The 20,577-nt window shown below is 60.4% G+C and carries 12 protein-coding genes; all 12 read left to right on the forward strand.

Annotation, left to right across the window (positions count from 1 at the left end):
* Nucleotides 1–8 precede the first annotated feature (8 nt).
* The 12 genes from CAF87_RS16310 to CAF87_RS16365 all read left to right on the forward strand — a co-directional run bounded on the left by CAF87_RS16310 (nucleotide 9) and on the right by CAF87_RS16365 (nucleotide 20,566).
* A complete protein-coding gene (locus CAF87_RS16310; RefSeq protein WP_085733774.1) occupies nucleotides 9–1,580 on the forward strand; it encodes a flagellar hook-associated protein 3 in 1,572 nt (523 codons plus the stop codon).
* A gap of 117 nt (nucleotides 1,581–1,697) precedes the next feature.
* Nucleotides 1,698–5,294: a glycosyltransferase gene (locus tag CAF87_RS16315; protein ID WP_085733773.1), complete on the forward strand. Its 3,597-nt coding sequence runs from the start codon at nucleotides 1,698–1,700 to the stop codon at nucleotides 5,292–5,294.
* Nucleotides 5,295–5,522: 228 nt separating this feature from the next.
* Nucleotides 5,523–8,552 carry a calcium-binding protein gene (locus CAF87_RS16320; protein ID WP_085748632.1) on the forward strand — a complete coding sequence of 1,010 codons (3,030 nt, stop codon included), beginning with the start codon at nucleotides 5,523–5,525 and terminating at the stop codon, nucleotides 8,550–8,552.
* Between the two features lie 221 nt (nucleotides 8,553–8,773).
* On the forward strand, nucleotides 8,774–11,182 hold the full coding sequence (locus tag CAF87_RS29315) for a calcium-binding protein (RefSeq protein ID WP_170929665.1): 2,409 nt from the start codon (nucleotides 8,774–8,776) through the stop codon (nucleotides 11,180–11,182).
* 253 nt (nucleotides 11,183–11,435) lie between these two features.
* The gene (rfbF, locus tag CAF87_RS16330) at nucleotides 11,436–12,209 is read left to right on the forward strand and encodes a glucose-1-phosphate cytidylyltransferase (RefSeq protein ID WP_085733770.1); all 774 of its coding nucleotides are present in this window, start codon (nucleotides 11,436–11,438) and stop codon (nucleotides 12,207–12,209) included.
* Nucleotides 12,191–13,273, forward strand: a complete 1,083-nt coding sequence (gene rfbG, locus CAF87_RS16335) for a CDP-glucose 4,6-dehydratase (RefSeq protein ID WP_085733769.1) — start codon at nucleotides 12,191–12,193, stop codon at nucleotides 13,271–13,273. The genes rfbF and rfbG overlap by 19 nt, the downstream gene beginning before the upstream one ends.
* Nucleotides 13,270–13,830 (forward strand): dTDP-4-dehydrorhamnose 3,5-epimerase, encoded by a 561-nt coding sequence (rfbC, locus tag CAF87_RS16340; RefSeq protein WP_085710436.1) that lies wholly within the window; start codon nucleotides 13,270–13,272, stop codon nucleotides 13,828–13,830. Before rfbG ends, rfbC begins: the two co-directional genes overlap by 4 nt.
* Entirely contained in the window at nucleotides 13,827–15,053 is a 1,227-nt protein-coding gene (locus tag CAF87_RS16345) for a class I SAM-dependent methyltransferase (RefSeq protein WP_085733768.1), read from the forward strand. Before rfbC ends, CAF87_RS16345 begins: the two co-directional genes overlap by 4 nt.
* Nucleotides 15,050–16,171 (forward strand): DegT/DnrJ/EryC1/StrS aminotransferase family protein, encoded by a 1,122-nt coding sequence (locus CAF87_RS16350; RefSeq protein ID WP_085733767.1) that lies wholly within the window; start codon nucleotides 15,050–15,052, stop codon nucleotides 16,169–16,171. Before CAF87_RS16345 ends, CAF87_RS16350 begins: the two co-directional genes overlap by 4 nt.
* Nucleotides 16,168–16,833, forward strand: a complete 666-nt coding sequence (locus CAF87_RS16355) for an acetyltransferase (RefSeq protein WP_085733766.1) — start codon at nucleotides 16,168–16,170, stop codon at nucleotides 16,831–16,833. The genes CAF87_RS16350 and CAF87_RS16355 overlap by 4 nt, the downstream gene beginning before the upstream one ends.
* Before the next feature lie 30 nt (nucleotides 16,834–16,863).
* Nucleotides 16,864–17,592, forward strand: coding sequence for a cephalosporin hydroxylase family protein (locus CAF87_RS16360; RefSeq protein WP_085733765.1), 729 nt, complete (start codon nucleotides 16,864–16,866; stop codon nucleotides 17,590–17,592).
* Between the two features lie 49 nt (nucleotides 17,593–17,641).
* Entirely contained in the window at nucleotides 17,642–20,566 is a 2,925-nt protein-coding gene (locus tag CAF87_RS16365; RefSeq protein ID WP_085733764.1) for a TIGR00180 family glycosyltransferase, read from the forward strand.
* Nucleotides 20,567–20,577 lie beyond the last annotated feature (11 nt).

A 20,577-nucleotide genomic window follows, 5' to 3' on the forward strand; every position in this document is an offset into this window, starting at 1 on the left:
CGTAATTCATGCGCATTTCCACCGCTCAGTATTACGCGACACAAGCTTCCCAATATCAGCGTAACTACAGCAAGACTGTTGCCACCGCGAACGAAGCGAGCAGCCTGCAGCGCATCAATACCGCCGCCGATGATCCGATCGGTGCCGGGCGCCTGCTCAAGCTGGGTCAGCAGGCCTCGATGCTCGAGCAATATCAGGGCAACATCGATACCACCAAGAGTGCACTGACCGTGCAGGAGTCCACGCTGAACTCCATCACCACGGCCTTGCAGCGCGCCAAGGAAATCGGCCTGGCGGCCAACAACGGTATTGCCACCGACGCAGACCGCAAGGCCTACGCATCCGAGCTGAGCCAGATCCAGCAACAAGTGCTGGGCCTGATGAACTCCAAGGACGCCAATGGCAATTACCTGTTTTCCGGCTCCAAGACCGATACCGCGCCGTACTCGCAGAATGCCGATGGCACCTACACCTACAATGGTGACCAGACCCAGATCAACCTGGGCATTGGCGACGGCCTCTCGGTAGCCACCAACACCACGGGTTGGGATGCATTCCAGCAGACCATCAACACCAGCCGCACCACGACCACCATGACCGCGCCTGCCGTCGATGATGGTCGTGTGGTGCTGACCAACGGTATCGTTGGCACTGCTGCGACGTACAACGCCAAGTTCGCGGCCGGCCAGCCCTACACCGTGGATTTCATCAGCAGCACGCAGTTGAAAATCACCGATGCCCTGGGCAACGACGTGACGAGCGAAGCCAGTCAGAGCGGTGCGATCACCAACAGCAACGGTGCCAACCAGACCGTCAGCTTCCGTGGTGTCGACCTGAAGTTGAACATCAACCTCAAGCCTGGCGACACCAACCCGGATGCGGTCATCGCCGGCCACAGCTTCCAGCTGGCGGCCACGCCTGACTCGTTCACCACCTCGCGCAGCGCGGGCAACCCGTCGACCGCGGTCATCACTGGCTCCGGTGTAACCAATCAGGCGGCCTACGACGCGGCATTCCCGTCCGGCGGCGGTGCGATCCTGAAGTTCACCAGCGCCACGGCTTTCGACCTGTACGCCGCGCCGGTCACCGCTGACAGCAAGCCGGTTTCGTCGGGCACGCTGGTCGGCAACAATGCTACCGCCGCCGGTGTGACGTTCACCCTCGGCGGTACGCCAGGTGCGGGCGATCAGTTCTCGATCCAGTCCAACAACCACCAGACCCAGAACGTGCTCGACACCCTGGGCCAGATGGTCACGGCGCTGAATGCGCCGATCGATGGTGATCCGGTGGCCAAGCAGAAATTCCAGGGTGCCATGGAGTCGGCGCTGGGCAACATCGACAGCGCGTCCAACCAGATCGGTTCGGCGGTGACTTCGATCGGTGCCCGCGGACAGTCGCTGGATGACCAGAACACCACCAACCAGAGCCTGACTCAGGCGAATACCACCACTCAGGGTTCGATCCGTGATTCGGATCCTGCCGAAGTGATGACCCGCCTGACCTTGCAGCAGACCATGTTGCAGGCCTCGCAACTGGCGTTCAGCAAAATCAGCCAGCTGGGCCTGTTCAACAAGATCTGATGCTGACCGGGCGCGCAAGCGCCCGGTTGCTCTGACCGTTCTGTATTTATTGTTCTTCTTTTGCGGTTTCAAAGGGCTCGCTGTTCCGGGCGGGTTCCCGCCGCTTGCGAGTCCGCCGTGAATTCACTTCCCCTTGTCAGCCTCGTCATTCCCGCCTTCAACCCGCGCTTTTTTGAAAAGGCCTTGAGCAGTGCCGTGAGCCAAAGCTATGGCAATCTCGAAATCATCGTCTGCGACGACAGTCGTGGCAGTGAGATCGAGGAAATTGTCGCTTCGGTCACCGAGAGCAGCGGGGTTACGGTTCGTTATGTGCGCAATCCCCGGACGCTCGGGCTGGTGGGTAACCTGCATGCGTGCCTGGAGCAGGCGACGGGTGAGTTCATCAAGTTTCTGTGTGATGACGATCAGTTGTTTTCCACCTGCGTCGAACGCCAGGCGCAGACACTGATCGACCAGCAGGACGTCAATCTGGTACTCGCCCAGCGCCTGTTCTGGGATGCTGGCGACCTGCCGTTGCCGTCGCGCCTGGAGAACACGCCGTTGTCTCCGGTGTGTGGATTGTTCAAGGGCGATGACCTGCTGGCGATTTTCGAGAATTTCCCGGTGAACATTCTCGGAGGCTTCAGCAATGCCCTGTTTCGTCGATCCGATGTACAGGAGCTGTTGCCGGCCCTGACTCAGTCCGGTCACTGTTTTGTCGCCACGCTCGATTTTGCTTTGTACGTCTGCCTGCTGCGACGCGGCAACGTGGTGATGTCGAACCATGTCCTGAGCATCGAGCGCCTGTACCCTGAGCGTTTGAGCAGCCAGCAAGCGATGCGCGATGCAGCCGAGGTCGAGCGGCAATGGCTGACGCAGATGCTCAAGGCGCGCAGCGGCGAATCCGCACCGGCGCCGGGCTGGGTCCGTTATGTGCCGATCACCAGGGCCCTGGAAACTCCGCGGGTCTGGGAAGAGTTGCCACTGAGCCGCACGCTGGGCACCAAGCAGACCACGCAGGATTGGCATGTCGGAATTGCCAGTGTCAGTTTCGCCGAGCTGTACGCCCAGTGGCTGGCCTGCCGCGCACTGACCGAAGGCCAGCGCGAACTGTTGCCGGACACGCTGGCCGCCTGGCCGCGCGTGCCGAAAATCGTTCCGGTGATCATCGACGAACAGGGCAGTCGCTCGGCGCTCGAACTCACCCTGCAATCGCTGGCAGCACAGGAATACCTGCCGGAGTTGACCATCGTGCTCTCCGCCTCCTGCACCGAGGCGCAGTTGCAGGAGCGCATCGTGCGCATGCCGCTGCAGGATGACTGGCAGCAACAGATCAACGAATTGTTGCCGCAGCTCGACGGTGCCGACTGGTTCTATCTGCTGCGCGCCGGTGATCGTCTGGTGGTGCCGGCGTTGCTGGTGATGGCCGAACGTATCGCGCTCTCGCGCACCGTTACCTGCCTCTACAGCGATGAAGGTGGTCTGAGCCAGGGTGAGTCGGCCGAGCCTGTGTTCAAACCGGACTTCAACCTGGACCTGATGCGCAGCTACCCGTATGTGGGCAGGGCGCTGGCCTTCGAGCGCGAGCGTTTCCTCGCTCTGGGCGGTTTCGATTCCGCATTCGGTGAGCTGGCGCCCCACGATGTGCTGTGGCGCATGGTCGAGCAGGACGGTACGCACGTCGTCGGTCATGTTTCCGAGGTGTTGCTGGAGTCGGCGTACGACCTCGCCAAGTGGCTGTCCGAACCGCAAATGGCGGACCGCAACTCACAGTTGATCTCGGCTCACCTGGCGCGTCTGGGCATCGCCCACGAGATTCGCGATGGCGCCTCGGCGCTGCTCAACCGGGTCGATTATCACCATGATCGTCAGCCTCTGGTGTCGATCGTCATTGTCAGCAAGGATCAGACGGCAGCCGTACAGCGTTGTGTCGAGAGCCTGCTGGAGAAAACCCTCTACGCCGAATATGAATTGCTGCTGGTCGACAACGGCAGCGAGAGCGCCGAAGCGCGGGCCTGGTTCGAGGGTATGGGGCAACTGGGCAGCGAGCGGATCCGCATTCTGGACTGCCCACAGCAAGACAACATGGCGGCAGTGCGCAATGCGGCGGTGAGTCAGGCGCGGGGCGAATACGTCCTGCTGCTCAATCCTTATGCCGTGATCACGCAGGGCGACTGGCTGGCGGAAATGCTCAATCACGCCCAGCGGCCGGAAGTCGGTGTGGTCGGCGCCAAGCTGTTCAATCCGGATGGCCGGATCCTCCACGCCGGCCTAATTCTCGGCCTGCAAGGTCCGGCCGGCGTACCGTTTTACGGAGAGACCCTGCAGGCGACGGGGTACATGTACCGGCTGCTCGTCGCTCATGACCTGAGCGCCGTTGGTGGCGATTGCCTGATGGTGCGCAAGGCCGTGTTCGAGGCGGTCGGCGGCCTCGATCAGCAAGACCTGGCACAGTCGCTCAATGAAGTGGATCTGTGCCTGCGGGTCGGTCGGGAAGGTTACCTGGTGGTGTGGACGCCTTACGCTCAGCTGGCGTTGGGCGCACAGCCGGCACAGGCGCCGAAGGACGGCGAAGAAGCACGGCTCGGCCAGGAACAGGAAACGTTCTACAAGCGCTGGTTACCGATCGTCGCGCGGGATCCGGCGTACAACGCCAACCTGGCGCTCAATGGTCTGGGCGGTTCGAGCTTCCGACTCGATCCGGGCCTGCGTACCGGCTGGAGTCCGTTTTCGCAACCGCAATTGCCGAAGATCCTGGCGCTGCCGGTCAATGCGTCGGCCATCGGTCACTACCGTGTGACCCAGCCACTGATCGAGCTGGAAGCGGCGGGCAGGGCGCTGGGGCGGATTCACTACAACCTGCCGACGATCATCGAAGTCGAGCGCCAATCCCCTGACGTGATCATTTTGCAGGGGCGCTATGCCGAAGCACCAATCAACGAAATCCCGATCCTGCAGAAATACTCGAATGCCCGGCGGATCTATGAACTCGATGACTATGTGATCGACGTTCCCCATCGCAATGCCCACATCCGCAACATGCCGAACAAGGACGAGATGGAAAAACTGGTCCGGCGTGCCATCGGCATGTGTGACCGGGTCGTGGTGTCCACGGCGCCGCTGGGTAATGCACTGTCGAGCATGCACAGCGACATTCGGGTCGTCCCCAACATGCTGGCCAAACACCTGTGGAGCGATTTGCGCAGTCAGCGTCGCACCTCGAAAAAGCCTCGGGTCGGCTGGGGTGGTGGCACCAGTCACCATGGCGACCTCGCGGTCATCGCCGATGTGGTGCGCGAACTGGCCAACGAAGTCGACTGGGTGTTTTTCGGCATGTGCCCCGACGATCTGCGACCGTATATGCATGAGTTCCACGGCGTGATCGGACTGGACGTGTACCCGGCTAAGCTGGCCAGCCTCAACCTCGACCTGGCCCTGGCGCCGCTTGAGTTCCACATCTTCAACGACTGCAAGAGCAACCTGCGTCTGCTGGAATATGGCGCCTGCGGCTACCCGGTGATCTGCACCGACACCGAGGCCTATCGCGGTTATCTGCCGTGCACGCGGATCAAGACCAACACCACGGATGAGTGGCTGCAGGCGATCCGCATGCACCTGGCCGATCCGGACGCCAGCTACCGCATGGGCGACGAATTGCGCGAGGTAGTGCTGCGTGATTACGTCCTGCGTGGCGACAACCTGCGGTACTGGGAAAACGGCTGGCTGGCGGATTGACCGGTTCATTCGTTCTCCAGAAAAACAGGCGACTATTGCAGTCGCCTGTTTTTTTTTGCCTGCCTGTCCGTCTTTATTTCATTCTTGATACATTTCTTTGCAACGAGCTCAAGCGCAGGGTGCTTCCTGTCGATATCAACACATTGCAGTTCAAGAAAATGATGCCGCGGTGACGTGTGATCGCCACGCTGGCCTGTACCGGTTCACAAACAAGGCAAGGAAGATGTAATGGCAGTAATCAACGGGACAAACGGCGCGGATACGCTGAACGGTACGAGTGGGGATGACGAGATCAATGGCCTGGGTGGCAATGATGTGATTATCGGGAGTGCCGGGGCTGACAAAATTGACGGTGGCGCCGCTTTCGACACGGTCGATTACTCGGCTTCACCCGCCGGGGTCAATGTCGACATCCGTCCGGGCACCGGTTTGCCCGGCACCGGTGGTGATGCGCAAGGCGACACGCTGACCGGTATTGAAAAGGTCATCGGTTCGGCGTTCAACGATACCTTCACGACTGAGGCATCGTTGTATGCCACCTATGAAGGCGGCGCCGGAGATGACATCTATTACGTCAACGGCGGTGGTGTGACCATCATCGAACAGGCCGGTGGTGGCAATGATGAGGTGAGGGTCAGCTGGAAGGATCACACCCTGGCGGCCAATATCGAGCGCCTGACTTATGTCGGCACCGGTTCGTTCACCGGCGTAGGCAACGCCAGCGACAACATCATCACTGGCGGTGCAAATAACGACATTCTCAAGGGCGGCGGCGGTGCCGACCAGTTTTTCGGTGGCGCGGGGCGCGACACGGTGTCCTACGACGACAGCACCGTTGCAGTGAGCATCAACCTGAAAACCGGCGTCAACTCGGGCATTGCAGCGGGTGACACTTATAACAGTATCGAAGTGATCGCCGGGTCCAATTACAACGACACCTTCGTGGTCGATAGCCGGATCACTGCTATTGATGGCGGCGCCGGTTTCGATACGGTCGATTACTCGACATCGTCGGCGGCAGTCAATGTGGATATTCGTCCGGGCACTGGACTGGCAGGTGTTGGTGGCGATTCGCAAGGCGTGACCCTGACCGGTATCGAAAAGGTCATCGGTTCGGCGTTCAACGATACCTTCACGACTGAGGCATCGTTGTATGCCACGTATGAAGGCGGCGCCGGAGATGACACCTATTACGTCAATGGCGGTGGTGTGACCATCATCGAACAGGCCGGCGGTGGCAACGATGAGGTACGGGTCAGCTGGAAGGACCACACCCTGGCGGCCAATATCGAGCGTCTGACCTATGTCGGCACCGGCTCGTTTACCGGCGTGGGCAATGACAGCGACAACATCATCACTGGCGGTGCGGGCAACGATATCTTCAAGGGAGGTGGCGGCGCCGACCAGTTCATCGGTGGCGCAGGCATGGACACCGTGTCCTATGACGACAGTACCGTAGGTGTCACGCTCAATCTGAAGACCGGGGTCAACAGCGGAATCGCTGCGGGTGACGTCTATGACAGCATCGAAGCGATCAGTGGCTCCAAATACAACGACACATTCATTGCCGATGGTCGCGTGTTTGCGTTCAACGGTGGTCTCGGTGGCTTCGATACGGTCGATTACTCATCTTCGTCGGCGGCAGTCAACGTGGATATTCGCCCGGGCACTGGACTGGCAGGTGTTGGTGGTGATGCGCAGGGCGACACCCTGACGGAGATCGACAAGGTCATCGGTTCGTCCTTCAACGACACCTTCACGGCCGCTGCCATCAGCTTCGCGACTTTTGAAGGCGGCGCCGGAGATGACACCTATTACGTCAATGGCGGTGGTGTGACCATCATCGAACAGGCCGGCGGTGGCAACGATGAGGTACGGGTCAGCTGGAAGGATCACACCCTGGCGGCCAATATCGAGCGCCTGACTTATGTCGGCACCGGTTCGTTTACCGGCGTGGGCAATGACAGCGACAACATCATCACTGGCGGTGCGGGCAACGATATCTTCAAGGGAGGTGGCGGCGCCGACCAGTTCATCGGTGGCGCAGGCATGGACACCGTGTCCTATGACGACAGCACAACGGGCGTCAGCATCAATCTGAAAACCGGTGTCAACTCGGGGATCGCAGCAGGCGACACCTACAACAGCATCGAGGCAATGACGGGCTCGAAGTACAACGATGTCTTCGTTGGCAACTCTGCGGCAATCGCAATCAACGGCGGCCTTGGCCTGGACATGGTCAGCTATGAGTCATCGGACAGCGCGGTCACCATCGACCTGAAAACCAACGCCAACGCCGGCGATGCCGCGGGCGATACCTTCACCGGGATCGAGATCTTCCAGGGCAGTCGTTTCGCTGACACGTTCCTGGGTTCCACCGCCAACGACAACTTCGTGGGTGGAGCCGGTGCCGACGTGTTCGACGGTCGTGAAGGCATTGACACGGTCTGGTACGCCAACAACGCCACCGCCGTGAATATCAACCTGCAGACCGGTGTCAGCCAGGGTGGTGATGCCGAGGGCGATGTCTTCATCAATATCGAGAGTCTGATCGGGACGAACTTCAATGACACGTTGATCGGCAATGCTGCCGCCAATGGTCTGGAGGGCGGTCTGGGTAACGACGTCATTTATGGCGGGGATGGCAACGATGTCATCTATGGCAGCCTGTACACCCCGCTCGGACCGTTCGCCGTGAATGTCGCAGCGGGTGGGCCGCAGGCTGACCTTCTGTATGGCGGCAATGGCGACGACGTCATCGTTGCCGCCACCGATGACCGAGGCACCCAGGCCTTTGGTGAAGCCGGCAATGACACCATTACCGTGGGGTATGGCGTGGCTGACGGTGGTGAGGGCAACGATCTGCTGACCGGGATTGGCGCCGGCTACTCGCTGTTCGGTGGAGCGGGTGCTGACAAACTGGTTCTGGTAGGTGGTCCGGGTTCGGCGTTCGGCGGCGAGGATAATGACACCTACATTGTCAATACCACGAAACTGGTCACCATTCAGGACACCGGCACCAGTTCCGGCGACACGTTGATCCTGACGAACATCAGTACTCAGCAACTGCTGCTTGACCGGGTCGGCAATGACCTGTTCCTGCATCAGTACAGCGTCTTCGAAGGCCAGACTCCGGAAGACGGCGTGCGACTGAAGGACTGGTTCGCCGGTTTCAACAATATTGAGTATATCCAGACCTCTGACGGCAAGTTCATCAACCTGCCAACCGGCAATGACGGGTTCGCCATGTTCGGTTGATAGCAGGACAGACGCCTCCATGATGGTTTGGTGGGGGCATCGATGATTGAAAACAGGCGATCCCGGATCGCCTGTTTTTTTATTTTTTTTTCGAGTCGATTCCTTCCCTGCGACGTCGTTTGAAATGACCGGAGTCATGGGTTCGAAGTTTATTTTCAGCAAGCTGACGCTCAGCGCTCTTTGACGGTATCCGGTTCAACAACAACGCAAGGAAGAAACAAATGTCAGTAGTGAATGGAACGAGTGACGTGGATTACCTGGTGGGCACCGATGGCAATGATGAACTCTATGGACTGGAGTCGGATGACCAACTGATTGGCAGTGCCGGATCGGACGTACTGGATGGTGGGGAGGGGTTTGATGCGGCGGACTATCGCGTGCTGTCTTCGGCCGTCAATGTCGAGATCGGCAATGACGCGTCGACTGTCACGGGCGCCGATGGCAAGCACGATACCTTGCTCAACGTCGAGAAAGTCATCGGTACGTCTTTCAACGACACCTTCACCGGCAACATTGCCGGTGTGACGCTGGACGGTAGCTGGGGTGACGATGTGTATATCGTCGGCAGCGAAGGCGTGACCATCATCGAAGAAAGCTACGGTGGTTACGACGAGCTGCGCACCAGTCTCAACACCATCAAGATGGATCCCTTCATCGAAAAACTGACCTTCACCGGGACAGGTGATTTCAAGGCCTGTGGCAGTGACACCGACAACGAGATCGTTGGCGGTGCCGGCAACGACTGGATGTGGGGCGGCGGCGGGGCGGATCACTTCGTGGGTGGCGAAGGTTTCGATACCGTCAGCTACAGCGACAGTCTCGAAGGGGTGAGAATCGCGGACTGGAGCAACTATGACGGGTTGACCATTGCCTACGGAGACACCTTCACCGGTATCGAAGCCATTGAAGGTTCGAAGTTCGACGATCTGATCTATCGCTCCGAAGGGTCGATGATCATTGACGGCTCCGATGGCTACGACACGGTGAGCTATAAATGGAACGCGGGGCCGGTCACCATCGAGATCGGCAGTGGTATCAATGCAGTGGGCGACACCTTTCGCAATGTCGAAAAGATCGTTGGCACCAACAATGCCGATCAGTTTACCGCCAACATCGGTGGTGTGACCCTGGCCGGTGGCGATTGGAATGATGTGTACATCATCAACAGCACTGGTGTGACCATCGAAGAAGTCGAGGGCTTCATGGGCGGCACCGATCAGGTGTACACCACGCTGTCCGAGATGCACCTGGATCCGTTCGTTGAAAACCTGACGTACACCGGGACCGGCGATTTTACCGGCTACGGCAACGACACCTGGAACACGATCGTCGGCGGCAGTGGCAACGACGTGCTGTTCGGCGGTGCCAAAGGCGACTCCTTCGACGGTGGCGACGGTATCGATGTGCTCAGCTACGGCGACAGCACGGTCGCCATGACGCTGAACTGGGCAACCCGGGAGTTTTCGGGGATCGCTGATGGCGATACGTTCCAGAACATCGAGATCATCCGTGGCAGTGACTTCAACGACACTTTTTACGCGACCGGCATGGCCTGGTATTTCGGCCTGGATGGCGGACAGGGGCAGGATCTGCTCAGTTTCAAATACGCCTTCATGCCGATGACGATCGACCTGAGCGGTGCAGTCTACAAGCCTTGGGATCCTATGCCTGAATACACCAGCATCGAATTGATCGAAGGCAGTCAGTACGTTGATTTCTTCATCGGTTCGGCCGGCAACGAAACATTCATCGGTGGTGGTGACGGTGATACGGTCGATGGTCGCGACGGCATCGATAACGTCTGGTACCTCACCAGTGCCACGGCGGTAGAGATCAATTTGCAGACCGGTATCAACCTGGGTGGCGATGCACAGGGCGATACGCTGGTCAATGTCGAAGGCGTGATGGGCAGTCATTTCGACGACACCTTGACCGGCAACGAAGCGGACAACTACCTGGAAGGCGGGCGCGGCAGCGATCTGATCAATGGCGGTGACGGCAACGACGTCATCTACGGCGGCCTGGTATCCGACATCGGACCGTTCAGCCTCGAAGGTGTGGCTGATAATGCGCAGGCCGATCAGTTGTATGGCGGGGCGGGCGATGATGTGATCATCAGTGCCGAAAACGATCTGGGCACCAACGCATTCGGTGAAGACGGCAACGACACCGTGACGGTGGTCAACGGCAACGCCATCGGCGGTATCGGCAACGACGTATTGACCGGCAAGGGCAGCAGCTACTCGTTGTTCGGAGGTGAGGGTGACGACCGGTTGATTCTCAACCTTGCCGGCCAGCAAGTCTCCGGTGGTTTCGCCAATGGCGGTGAAGATGATGACACTTACGTGGTGAACACCTCCGGTCTGGTGGTGATTCAGGACAGCGGCACCAGCCTGAACGACACCCTGATCCTGAACACCATTGCCAACGCCAGCCAGTTGAACGTGACCCGTATCGGCGACGACGCCTATTTGCACAGCGCCAATGACGGCAGTGTCGGTGCGCCGACCGGTGGCGTGAAACTGGCGGGCTGGTATGCGGGCTTCAACAACATCGAGCACATTCAGACCGCGGACGGCCAGGCCTTCACCCTGCCAGCCGCTACCGACGGGTTTGCCCTGTTCGGTTGATCCGATCGATTGATTGAGGCCGCTCGATGAAAGGGATGAGTCCGGCAACGACTCATCCCTTTTTTCATGCCCGTGTCCCCATCGACGCAGTGCCGGTGGAGCTGGCGCGTTTCCTGCAAGTCCCCCTCAAATCGCCATAAAACGAGCGCTCGCGGCCATTGCCCCGACGCCCGGACCGGCAGAAAGGTTTAGCCAGACGGCCGCAAAGCTTGGAAAGCCACGCGCAGCCCTGTGACGAACGAGAGGGGAGACCATGAAGGCAGTTATTTTGGCGGGTGGCCTGGGCACGCGCATCAGTGAAGAGTCGCACCTCAAGCCGAAACCGATGATCGAGATCGGTGGCAAGCCAATTCTCTGGCACATCATGAAACAGTATTCCGCCCACGGAATTCACGACTTCGTGATTTGCCTCGGCTACAAGGGCTACGCGATCAAAGACTTCTTCGCCAACTACTTCCTGCATACCTCCGACGTGACCTTCGACATGCGTGAAAACCGCATGGATGTTCACCAGAACTACAGTGAGCCATGGCGCGTGACGCTGGTGGACACGGGTGAGGAAACCATGACCGGTGGCCGTCTGCGCCGGGTGTCGCGCTATCTGGAAGACGAAAAAGCCTTCTGCTTCACCTACGGCGACGGCGTTTCGGATCTGAACATCAGCGCACTGGTCGACTTCCATCTGACCCACGGCAAACTGGCTACAGTGACTGCCGTGCAGCCACCGGGCCGCTATGGTGCTCTGGATCGCGACGGTGACCGGGTACTCGGGTTCACCGAAAAACCGCGGGGTGACGGTGGCTGGATCAACGGCGGTTTCTTCGTGCTGTCACCGAAAGTCCTGCCGCTGATCGAAGGTGATTCGACCTCGTGGGAATCCGGCCCGCTGGACGGTCTGGCCGAGCGCGGTGAACTGTTGGCCTACCAGCACGAAGGTTTCTGGCAGCCAATGGACACCCTGCGCGACAAGAACCATCTCGAAGCGCTGTGGCAGAGCGGGGAGGCCCCATGGAAGCAATGGGCCTGAGTCCTGAATTCTGGCGCGGCAAGCGGGTTCTGGTCACCGGGCACACCGGTTTCAAGGGCAGTTGGCTGACCCTGTGGCTGCAAAGCCTCGGCGCGCAAGTCAGCGGTTTCTCCCTCGACCCGTCGACCGAGCCGAGCCTGTTCGAACTGGCGCGGGTGCACGAAGGCATCAACGACCAGCGCGGCGACCTGCGTGACCTCGGCGCCTTGCTGGAGATCATCGCCGACACCGAGCCGGAGATCGTCCTGCACCTGGCGGCCCAGCCGCTGGTGCGCGAAGGTTATCGCGATCCGCTCGGCACCTATTCCAGCAACGTCATGGGCACCCTGAACCTGCTCGAGGCGATTCGTCAGGTCGGTTGTGTGCGGGCCTGCGTGCTGGTGACCACCGACAAGGTCTACGCCAACAAGGAATGGCTGTGGCCCTACCGCGAAGACGAAGCCCTCGGTGGGCATGACCCTTACAGCAGCAGCAAGGCTTGCTGTGAATTGCTGGCGCAGTCTTATGCCGCGTCGTTCTTCCCGGCCGACAAGTACGCCGAGCACGGCCTGGCCCTGGCCACCGCGCGCGCCGGCAATGTGTTGGGCGGTGGTGATTTCGCCCCTGAACGGCTGATTCCCGATGTTCTGAAAGCCTGGTCGGCAGACGAGCCGGTGACCCTGCGCTACCCGCAAGCCGTGCGTCCGTGGCAGCACGCGCTGGAGCCGCTGGCCGGTTACCTGCAACTGGCCACCGGGCTCTACGAAGAAGGTCCGGAATACGCCGGGGCGTGGAACTTCGGTCCGGGCGAAGCGGACATGTGCAGCGTCGGCGAAGTGGTCGAACTGCTCGCCAACCGCTGGCCGCAGGCCCGTGGTCTGCGCATCGAACCGAGCGAACTGCACGAAGCCGGCCTGCTGCGTCTGGACAGCAGTCGCGCCCGTCAGGTGCTCGGCTGGCAACCGCGCTGGTCGTTGCAACAATGCCTGACCCAGACCCTCGACTGGCACCTGGCGTGGCAGAACGGCGACGACATGCGCACTGTGACCCTCGGCCAACTGAACCTGTACCGGGGCGCGCTGTGAGCGAGTTTTCCTTGAAACAGTTACCGCTGGCCGGGCTGTTCAGCGTCCAGCACAAACGCTTCGAAGATCAGCGCGGACACTTCGCCCGGCTGTTCTGCGAGGGCAGCCTGAAAGCGTTCGGCAGCGAATTCCATATCCGCCAGATCAACCATTCCTGCACCCGTGAAAAGGGCAGCGTGCGCGGTCTGCATTACCAGAATGCCAATGCGCCGGAAGCCAAGCTGATCACCTGCCTGCGCGGTGAAGTGTGGGACGTGGCGGTGGACCTGCGCCCGGATTCGGAAACTTTCCTGCACTGGCACGCCGAGCACCTGAAGGCCGGCGACGGTCGCAGCCTGTTGATTCCCGCCGGTTTCGCCCACGGTTTCCAGACCCTTACCGACGATGCCGAGCTGCTTTACCTGCACAGCGCCGATTACGCGCCGGAGCACGAGGGCGGGCTGTCGGTGAATGATCCACGGCTGGCGATTGCCTGGCCGTTGCCTGTCAATAATTTGTCAGCGCGTGATTCCAGCCATCCCGCGCTCGATCAACACTTTGCTGGAGTGCGTCTATGAATTGCCGTGGGTGCGCCGCACCGCTGAGCCTGCCGCTGATCGACCTCGGCACCTCGCCACCGTCCAACGCCTACGTGCATGCCGATCGCCTGGAACAGGCCGAGCAATGGGTGCCGCTGAAGGTCGCCGTGTGCCAGCAATGCTGGCTGGTGCAGACCGAGGATTACACCAGCGCCGACAGCCTGTTCGACGCCGAGTACGCCTACTTCAGTTCGTTCTCCAGCACCTGGCTCGCCCACGCCGAGCGTTATGTGGCGGAGATGGTCGAGCGCTTCGGCCTGACCGCCGACAGCCGGGTGGTGGAAGTTGCCGCCAATGACGGCTACCTGCTGCAATACGTCGCCGGTCGCGGCATCCCGTGTCTGGGCGTCGAGCCGACCCGCAGCACCGCGCAGGCTGCCCGGGAAAAAGGCCTGGAGATTCGTGAACTGTTCTTCGGTCGCGACTCCGCCGCACAGCTGAAAAGCGAAGGCTGGGCCGCCGACCTGATGGCCGCCAACAACGTGCTCGCTCATGTGCCGGACATCAATGACTTCCTCGGCGGTTTCGCCGCGCTGCTCAAGCCGACCGGCGTCGCCACCTTCGAATTCCCGCAACTGCTGACGCTGATGGCGGGCGCACAGTTCGACACGCTGTACCACGAACACTATTCCTACCTGTCCCTGACCGCCGTGCAGACGTTGTGCGAGCGCAACGGCCTGGAAGTGTTCGACGTCAGCCAACTGAGCACCCACGGCGGATCGCTGCGGGTGTTCGTGCAGCGCAAGGACGGCGAACGCCGCGCCGTGCAGCCAGCGGTGCAACAGCAGTTGCAGGCCGAACTCGACGCAGGTGTGAAAACCACCGAGTACTACGCCACGCTGGCGCCGGCCGCCGAACGCATCAAGCATGACCTGCTGCGCTTCCTGTTGCAGGCCAAGGCCGATGGCAAGCGAGTGGTCGGCTACGGCGCCGCCGCCAAGGGCAACACGTTGCTCAACTACGCCGGGGTCAAACCGGATCTGTTGGCCTGGGTCGCCGACGCCAACCCGCACAAACAGGGCAAGTGCCTGCCGGGCAGCCGCATTCCGATCGTGGCGCCCGAGCGCATTGCGCAAGAGCGGCCTGACTACATCCTGGTTCTGCCGTGGAATCTGCTGAGCGAAGTGACGCAGCAGTTGTCGTCGGCCAAAGCATGGGGCGCACGCTTTGTCGTCGCCGTTCCGGAGTTGATCATTCAATGAGCAGAATTCACTACACCAAACCGAGTGTCGGCGAACTCGAAGCGCAATATGCCCTGGACGCCGTGCAGAACGGCTGGGGCGCGCGTTGCTACGAATACCTGACCCGTTTCGAGCACGGTTTCGCCGAGCATCTGGGGACGACCTACGCGATCGCTACTTCCAGTTGCACCGGAGCCCTGCACATGGGCATGGCGGCATTGGGCATCGGTGCCGGCGACGAAGTGATCCTGGCCAACACCAACTGGATTGCCTCGGCGGCACCGATCACCTACCTGGGTGCCACACCGGTGTTTGTCGATGTCCTGGCCGACAGCTGGTGCCTCGATCCGCAGCAGGTCCGCAACGCCATTTCTCCGCAAACCAAAGCCATTCTGGCGGTGCACCTGTACGGCAACCTGTGTGACATGGATGCCTTGCTGGCCATCGGCAAGGAGTTCGGCATTCCGGTGATCGAGGACGCCGCCGAAGCCATCGGTTCGCAGTGGCGTGGCAAGGCTGCTGGTTCGCTGGGGGCCTTCGGTGCGTTTTCGTTCCATGGCACCAAGACCATGACCACCGGCGAGGGCGGTATGTTCGTCACCTCGGACAAGGCCTTGTATGAGCGCGTGCTGACCCTGTCCAACCATGGCCGTGTAGCGGGTTGCACAAAGCAGTTCTGGCCGGAATTCGTCGGTTTCAAATACAAGATGAGCAACCTGCAGGCGGCGGTCGGCTGCGCGCAGGTCGAGCGCATCGAAGAGTTGATCGCGCGCAAACGGGCGATCTTTGCCAACTATGCGCAGGCGCTGGAAGGCGTGCCGGGCGTGTCGCTCAATCCCGAACCGGCTCACGGGCGCAACGGTTACTGGATGCCGACCGTGGTGTTCGATGCCGATACCGGTATCCATCGCGAGCAACTGATCGCGGCGTTCCAGGTCGCCGACATCGATGCCCGAGTATTTTTCTGGCCGCTGTCGACGCTGCCGATGTTCAGCGAGCACAACGTTGACACCCCGGTGTCCTTCGCCCTGCCGGAGCGCGCTTTCAATCTGCCGAGTTATCACGAAATGACTGACGCCGATCAGCAGCGCGTGGTGCAAGTGGTGCTCGACTTGCTGGCCAGCAGGAACGCACCGTGAAGATGTATCTGCTGGGCGCCGCCAACCCGGAAGCGGTGCGCATGCTGCAAGCCGTCAAGCGCAGCACGCCGAACATCGAGTTTGCGTTTCTCGACAACGATCCGCGCAAGCAAGGCACGCTGTTTTACGGCGTGCCGGTGGTCGGCGGTTCGGATCGGGTGGCCGAGCTAAATGGGCCGGATGTGCGCTTCGTCAATCTGATCACCGGCAGTACCCGTTTACGCTACGAAACCACCTGCCAGTTGGTAGAGGCCGGCGCGCAATTGGGTCAGTTCATTCATCCCGGTATCGACCTGAGCATGATTCGCATGGGGCAGGGCAGTTACCTGCAGGAAGGCGTGTTGATGCAGGCCGAAGTCGAACTCGGCGACAACACCAGCATCAGCGCCGGCAGTGTGGTGGGGCATGAAGGAAAGATCGGCCACTCGGTGTTCATGGCACCCGGCGTGTGTATCGCCGGCTGCGTGGAGATCGGTGACGGCACCTTTATCGGTACCAACGCCACGATTCTGCCGCGCCTGCGCATCGGTCGCTGGGTGACCATCGGCGCTGGCGCCGTGGTGACGAAAGATGTCCCGGATTTTTCGGTCGTGGTGGGTAATCCCGCCAGGATCATCAAGAACAACACGGTGCCTTACCCGGACGCCAAGGTGTTCAAGTAAGCCGTTTTCCCGAATTTTTGGAGAGTCGCAATGAATCCACATGAGCAGTTTCGCGAAGAAGTGAAGGCCAACATCGAAGGCCTGCAGAAAGACAAAGCATTGCAAACCGAGTCCCTGGACTGGGTCGGCACCACTGCCAAACACAAATACACCTACAACTTCAGCTGGATGGGCCGGCCGATCATCCAGTTCCCGCAGGACATGGTCGCCATGCAGGAAATCATCTGGAACCTGCGTCCGGACGTGATCGTTGAAACCGGTATCGCCCACGGCGGTTCGCTGGTGTTCTACGCCTCGATCCTGGAGCTGATCGGTCATGGTGAAGTGCTGGGTGTCGACATCGACATTCGTCAGCACAACCGTGAAGCCATCGAAGCGCATCCGATGTTCAAACGCATCAGCATGATCCAGGGTTCGAGCATCGATCAGGCCATCGTCGACCAGGTCCGCGAGCGCGTGCAGGGCAAGAAGGTGCTGGTGGTGCTGGACTCCAACCATACCCACGAGCACGTCCTCGAGGAACTGCGCCTCTATGCACCGCTGGTGTCGGTGGGCAGCTACTGCGTGGTCATGGACACCGTGGTCGAAGACATGCCGGAAGACGCCTTTCCGGATCGTCCATGGGGCAAGGGTGACAACCCGAAAACCGCCGTGTGGGCGTACCTGGAAGAGAACCGCGATTTCGAGATCGACCAGGCCATTCACAGCAAGTTGCTGATCACAGTCGCGCCGGATGGTTATCTGCGCCGCGTACGTTAATCGACAAACAACGCAGAGTTTTCGGCGACTCGCCGCTTGTGGGGAAAATATGCAAGGCAAGAACACTTCTGAACACGGTGTGGCACTCAACGACCAGTTGACCGTTGTGCTGATCTCTCACGAACGCCCGGCGTTTCTGCGCAGGGCCGTGCGTTTCTACAGCACACTGCCGTGCCGGATCCTGGTGCTCGACTCGTCCGCCGAGGCGCTGCCGGGCGTGGCCGGGCAATTCACCAACGTGGATTATCAGCACCTTCCGCAGTTCGGCTATTGGGGCATTCGTGCCAAGCTGGCCTACGGTGTTCAGCAGTTGCAGACGCCCTACATGGTGTTCGCCGCCGACGATGATTTCCTGGTCCACGATGCCTTGCATGAAGCTGTTGCCTTCATGCAGGCCAATCCCGACTACAGCCTTTGCCACGGCTACAGCATGATGTACCTGACGCTGGCCAACGGCGTCAGCTACTACCGGCGTGACAAGAAAGTCTGCGAAGACTACGCGTCCGATCGTGCCCAGGATCGTCTGCTGGATTACATGTCGCAGTACCTCCCGCCGTTTTATGCGGTGCAGCGCACGCAGGTGCTGCGCGACTGGTATGACGCGCTGCCGGAAGACACGATCTTCCAGTGGCAGGAAGTCGGTCACACCTATTACATGCTGGCGCGGGGCAAGGCACGCATTTTGCCGATCCCTTATGTCGTTCGGGAAATCAACTACCAGCACTCCGATCACAACACCGAGATCTTCCACTCGCTGGCTTACACCGACGCCAGGTCGGTGTCCGAGCGCGAAGCCTTCGCCGCATTCCTGGCCGGCCTGCCGACCCAGGTCGAACATCAGGACCCGCAGCAGGGCAAACAGTTTGTCCTGGAGAGTTTCGAGGCCCTGGCCGACAGCCTGCGCACTGGTCGCGCATTGACCGCCGAGCTGATTATCGAGTCAGCCTGGACGGATATCGAAGCCGGTCCGCAGCGTCGTTTCGGGCCGCGTCAGTACGTTGAAATGCCGTTCTACAATCAGGCGTTTTTCGATCAGCTCACCCAGTTCGAGTTTCTCCTGCATGCCATGCCGGCCGGGCGCATTCAGTTGCAAGGGCTGGAAGGCATCTGGGCCCGTCAGGAGAGCCTGATGCTGGCCCGCAACAACGACACCGCGGAAAGCGTGGTGGATCGTCTGTGGCAGGCTCACGACAGCAACGTTTTCAACCGCACCGTGATTAAACGCCTGATCGCTCAATTGCAGTTGCTGGGCGAGGATGAGGACGCCAAAAAACTGAGCGACTGGATCGCTCGACTCGAAGCGGTTTCCCTGGAAGGCAATCAGGCTGCATTCAGCAAGATGCGCACCGGGCGCTTGCTTAAATGGCTCGATGCACGTCAGCCCGACACCGAGCAGGCCCAGGCGATTGCCCGTCACCTGGCGGCGAATGGCGGCGGCCCTCAGTTCGGCATTTTCCTGCTCGATCTGGATAACGACATCGACAAGTTGCAGGTCACCCTGGATAGCTTGCTCGAAGGTCACAGCAAGGCGTTCAAAGTGGTGGTGTTCACCACCGGAGAGCCACTGGCAGCAACCACCGCGCAGAACACCTTGCACTTTGTGCGAGTCACCCAGAGTAACTTCGTCGACAAGTTGAATCTGAGCGTGCGCCAATCGCCTTGCGACTGGCTGCTGCTGGCAGAGGCTGGCGACGAGTTCACGGCGGGCGGTCTGTTGCGCGCCGGCCTGGAACTGATGTCGGCCGGTGAATGCCGTGCCGTGGCCACCGACGAAATCCAGCGCACCGCCGAAGGCGCATTGATCGATGCTTTCCGTCCGGGCTTCAACCTTGACCTGCTGCAAAGCCTGCCGGCACAGATGGCTCGGCATTGGCTGATCCGCCGTGACGTGCTGGTCGAGGCCGGCGGCTACCAGGCCGATTTCAGCAAAGCGCTGGAGTTCGATCTGCTGCTGCGCATCATCGAGCAGGGCGGTCTCAATGGTCTGGCGCACCTTGATGAACCGTTGCTGATTTCCCGGGCAGCGGAACCGGAAGAAAACGCCGACGAGCGTCAGGCCCTGCTGCGGCATCTGGGCAATCGCGGCTACAAGGCCAAGATTACCTCGACGCAACCTGGCACCTATCAGGTCGACTACCGTCACACCGAGCAGCCGCTGGTATCGGTTATCCTGCCGGCCAGTGATGATCTGCCGGCACTGCAGCGTTGCCTGGAAGGTATTTTGCTCAGAACGCGCTACACCCGTTATGAAGTGTTGATCGCGGCCAATCCGAATCTCTCGGCTGACGTCAATGACTGGCTGGGAACCCTGCGCAACGCCAAGGTCCGCGTGCTGCGCGCCGAGCAGGTCCTGAGCGACGTGGCTCTGTGCAATGCTGCCAGCCAGGAGGCACAGGGCGAGTTCCTGGTGCTGATGGCGGCCGATGGTGAAGTGGTCAACCCGAACTGGATCGAGCAGTTGCTCAATCATGCCCTGCGGCCGGAGGTCGGTATCGTCGGTGCGAAACTGGTCGACCGTGACGGCAAGATCTCCCAGGCGGGTCTGATTCTCGGCTTGAATGGCGGCGTAGGTTCTGCCTTTGTCGGCGAGAAACACGACGCCAACGGTTACATGCATCGCCTGGCGGTGGAGCAGAACTACTCGGCGGTATCGGGCGTCTGCCTGATGGTGCGCAAGGAACTGTTCGATGCGCTGGGTGGCCTGGATGAACAGGCATTCGCCGACGGTTACAGCGATGTCGATTTGTGCCTGAAGGCGGGCCAGGCCGGTTTCCTCACCGTCTGGACGCCGCTGGTCCAGGTGATTCATTCCGGTCATCAGGCGCAGACGCCGCAAGCACTGCAGGCACTGCGTGAGAAATGGTCTGGCGCGTTTGCGGGCGATTCGGCGTACAACGCCAACCTGAGCCTGGTCGGCAAAGGGTTTGTCCTGGATGAAAGCGCTTCGCTGAACTGGGCACAGTTGATCGCCTAGGTCGACAGGGA

The sequence above is a fragment of the Pseudomonas sp. R38(2017) genome, from assembly GCF_002112395.1.
GTDB lineage: Bacteria > Pseudomonadota > Gammaproteobacteria > Pseudomonadales > Pseudomonadaceae > Aquipseudomonas.

Coding starts and splice junctions, on each gene's coding strand:
- CAF87_RS16310 (WP_085733774.1), top strand. CDS start 9: ATGCGCATTTCCACCGCTCAGTATTACGCGACACAAGCTTCCCAATAT.
- CAF87_RS16320 (WP_085748632.1), top strand. CDS start 5,523: ATGGCAGTAATCAACGGGACAAACGGCGCGGATACGCTGAACGGTACG.
- CAF87_RS29315 (WP_170929665.1), top strand. CDS start 8,774: ATGTCAGTAGTGAATGGAACGAGTGACGTGGATTACCTGGTGGGCACC.
- rfbF (WP_085733770.1), top strand. CDS start 11,436: ATGAAGGCAGTTATTTTGGCGGGTGGCCTGGGCACGCGCATCAGTGAA.
- rfbG (WP_085733769.1), top strand. CDS start 12,191: ATGGAAGCAATGGGCCTGAGTCCTGAATTCTGGCGCGGCAAGCGGGTT.
- CAF87_RS16345 (WP_085733768.1), top strand. CDS start 13,827: ATGAATTGCCGTGGGTGCGCCGCACCGCTGAGCCTGCCGCTGATCGAC.
- CAF87_RS16350 (WP_085733767.1), top strand. CDS start 15,050: ATGAGCAGAATTCACTACACCAAACCGAGTGTCGGCGAACTCGAAGCG.
- CAF87_RS16360 (WP_085733765.1), top strand. CDS start 16,864: ATGAATCCACATGAGCAGTTTCGCGAAGAAGTGAAGGCCAACATCGAA.
- CAF87_RS16365 (WP_085733764.1), top strand. CDS start 17,642: ATGCAAGGCAAGAACACTTCTGAACACGGTGTGGCACTCAACGACCAG.